The sequence below is a fragment of the Bacteroides sp. genome, from assembly GCF_029057325.1.
Lineage (GTDB): Bacteria > Bacteroidota > Bacteroidia > Bacteroidales > Bacteroidaceae > Bacteroides.
This window is the reverse complement of record NZ_JAICZW010000087.1, coordinates 1-3,281: the sequence shown is the minus strand read 5'-3', so window position 1 is coordinate 3,281 and position 3,281 is coordinate 1. Positions and strand designations below refer to the sequence as shown.

The window sequence follows — 3,281 nt, the reverse complement described above, 5'->3', positions numbered from 1 at the left end:
ATAAGCTGACATTTCACTAATCGATTAACCGCTTAGTCAACCGTTCGTACGCATCTATACGGAGATCAAGCAAGAAGGGCCACCAGCGGCGTACATTTTCCGAACGCTCCAAATCAACTTCTACCACTATGTTTTCAGGACGGTCATTGCTTGCCTGTGCCAGAAATTCTCCCTGTGGCCCGGCCACGAAGCTGTTTCCCCAGAACAAAATGCCGTTAGTTTGCATGGACGGATCGGGTTCGTGCCCCACACGGTTGACGGCAATGACCGGCAAACCGTTAGCTACGGCGTGACCGCGCTGAGAGATTATCCATGCATTGAGCTGACGTGCCTTCTCATCATCCGAATCGCTGCTTTCCCAACCGATGGCAGTCGGATATATCAATAGCTCGGCTCCCTTCAGTGCCATCAGGCGGGCGGCTTCCGGATACCATTGGTCCCAGCAGACCAATACGCCCAGCTTGCCTAAAGAGGTCTGAATCGGCTCAAAGCCGATATCGCCGGGGGTGAAATAGAACTTTTCATAATAAGCGGGGTCATCGGGGATGTGCATTTTCCGATACTTTCCAGCAATGCTTCCGTCACGGTCGAAAACCACTGCCGTGTTATGATATAGCCCCGCCGCACGCTTTTCAAACAAGGAGGTGACCAGCACGATTCGGTTGGCGGCGGCAAGTTCCGAATAGAATCCGGTGGAAGGGCCCGGGATAGGTTCCGCCAAATCGAACAATCGCGTATCTTCCGTCTGGCAGAAATAAAGAGAGTTGTGCAACTCCTGCAAGACAACCAGCTGTGCCCCATGGGCAGCGCAGGCCTCAATGCTCTTGGCCAGGTTCATAAGGTTGGTCTTCAAATCAGGGGTATTGGCTTGTTGGACAATGCCGATTTTAATCTTTCTCATGATTCAATCTGTATTCTTAATGTCTGTTCACTATTCTTTTATTGCTGGCCGGTGGCTTCATCGCAAGACTCCTACCGGATATTGCATCGTCACGCAGTGCAGTGACCCATGTTGCCTTATCAGTGCCTTGCAATCCACGCCGACTATTTCGTGACGGGGAAAAGCTTCTTGCAGCACTTCTTTGGCACGGGCATCGTTCTCCGGTTGACGATAAGTGGGATAGAGTATTGCATCGTTCATTATCAGGAAATTGGCGTAAGTGGCAGGAAGCCGTTCTCCATCTTCTTCTATTCTATCGACCATCGGAAGTGGCAGCAGGCGGTAGGGGGCACCGTCCATTGTCCGGAAAGTCTTGAGCTGTTCTTCCATCAAGCGAAGTTCCTCATAATGTTCGTCGTCGGCATCCGTACATTGCACGTAGGCGATGGTGTCCGGTGCGCAGAAGCGGGCAAGCGTATCAATATGGCTGTCCGTATCATCGCCCGCCAAATAGCCGTGATCCAACCAAAGCACGCGTTCCAAATGGAAGACAGAACGCAGATACTCTTCTATTTCCACTTTATTCAGCTGTCCGTTACGGTTGGGAGAAAGCAGGCATTCGGAAGTGGTGAGCAGCGTGCCCATGCCGTCACTTTCGATGGAACCGCCTTCCAATACAAAGTTCAGGCGATTCACATAATCCCCTTTCAAAGCTCCGGCCGCTATCGCATGACGTGTAATCAGATTATCCTTGTCGGATGCGAACTTCAGCCCCCACCCGTTAAACATGAAATCAAGCAAAGACGCACCGTCCGTATCAAGCATCGTGATGGCACCGTGGTCACGTGCCCAGGTATCGTTTGTGTCACATTTCAGGAAACGGACATTCTCCGGATTCACTCTGCCGGCAATCTGCTTTTTTACGACTTCCGGCTCCGGCGTCACAATCAATAAAACTTCCCGTGCGGCTATTTCGGAGGCAATGACCGTAAAACATTCCTGCACTTCGGCCAACATATAATTCCAGTCTGTACCCGCATGCGGCCACGTCAACTGTACGCCGCTCTGCAAGGCCCATTCGGCAGGCAAGTGGGGGGCACGTACCTCTACTTGAAAACTCATATTCTTGCCAAAACGCACTTGGTAGTCCTTCTCTGAAGCACCGCCCAACGGTATTCCCATAAAATATCCCATATCTTCTGATTTATTAGTTTCTATATATAAACTTTACGCTACTAACCCTCCACTTTAGATTCGAAACCTTCATTTAGCATTCCGGTGTTCCACTTTCTGGTTTTCATGCCCCTCCTTTATTTCTTCTCTTCCTTCGGTTTTCGGTCGAAGAACGGATTTTTGGAGGATGCGCTGACCGGAATGGCAAGCACGTTCTTGCATCCCTTCAGCCAATCCATCTGCTGTGCGGCAAGCCCTGCAGAGAACATGACCCGGGTATCGACCCGCAGGTCGGCAGCCATCGCACATGCCGACCCGACGGCAATGCCCACATCCACCGTGTTTAGCGCACAAGGCACTCCTTCGTTCCGGTTCGCGCAAGTGGAAAAGCCGCAATGTCCGCAATTCAAGCCTTGCGCCTGCTCGCGCGTACCTATAATTATCACGCATTCCGCCTGCAAGATGTTGTCTGCATCCCGAAGGAAGAATTTCATGCCGTGCTCTTCGACCATGGCAACCATCTTTTCGGCAAGCCTCTTGATGTCTTCACCTATAACCAATGCCGCTTCAACCACGTCGATACCCTTTCCTTTGGGTGCCGTGCGTGCGGCAGTCATCATTTGCCTCGCCACTGCAAGTACATGTTCGTGGCGGCAATCACGTTCATTTTGTATCATAATCTTTCTTTTCTTGAATGAATCTGTGCGCCAAAGATAACACAAATATCCGGGGGATGATAGCATCGAAACGCATATAATGTTACCGGCAATGCTTTTCTAACCTTTCCGGCATATACCGGAGCTGCACATACTGCACTCCCGGTTTCACAAAACCGCTGTCCAGCATTATCTTTTTTACACGAAAATTTTCCAGGCGATACTGCAAATAGCTTTTGACGTTCGTACGTTGTGGCTTAGTGTAAGACAAAAGCCTTACTCTTCCCGACGAGTCAATATCCACTTCAGCCTTAACGGTACGTATCATCAAAGGACCTTTCTTCTTTTTATTTTGATAATCTTTATCCTTGTCCACCCAAAAGATGGCAGTAGCTTGTGGAGTGGAAGCTATCTCTTCTTCCTGCTCCTCTTTCCCGGAACGATTTCCTCCCTGACAAGACAAGAACAGGAAAAGAGAGCCCAATAAAACAAACAATACCTTCATAATCAAGTTCACTTATGGTGTTCAACATCTGTGATATATAGTATGTTGCAAATATATAAATAAATAT

General features: G+C 49.4%; 4 protein-coding genes. All 4 read right to left on the bottom strand.

Annotated elements, in window-relative coordinates; translation table 11 throughout:
* Positions 1-16 precede the first annotated feature (16 nt).
* The 4 genes from K2G43_RS05175 to K2G43_RS05160 all read right to left on the bottom strand — a co-directional run bounded on the left by K2G43_RS05175 (position 17) and on the right by K2G43_RS05160 (position 3,214).
* Positions 17-901 (bottom strand): carbon-nitrogen hydrolase, encoded by an 885-nt coding sequence (locus K2G43_RS05175; protein ID WP_300153325.1) that lies wholly within the window; start codon positions 899-901, stop codon positions 17-19.
* Positions 902-958: 57 nt separating this feature from the next.
* Entirely contained in the window at positions 959-2,074 is a 1,116-nt protein-coding gene (locus K2G43_RS05170; protein ID WP_297644558.1) for an agmatine deiminase family protein, read from the bottom strand.
* A gap of 116 nt (positions 2,075-2,190) precedes the next feature.
* Positions 2,191-2,730, bottom strand: a complete 540-nt coding sequence (locus tag K2G43_RS05165) for a DUF2148 domain-containing protein (protein ID WP_300153323.1) — start codon at positions 2,728-2,730, stop codon at positions 2,191-2,193.
* Positions 2,731-2,812: 82 nt separating this feature from the next.
* Positions 2,813-3,214 (bottom strand): DUF4891 domain-containing protein, encoded by a 402-nt coding sequence (locus K2G43_RS05160; protein ID WP_297644555.1) that lies wholly within the window; start codon positions 3,212-3,214, stop codon positions 2,813-2,815.
* Positions 3,215-3,281: the final 67 nt, after the last annotated feature.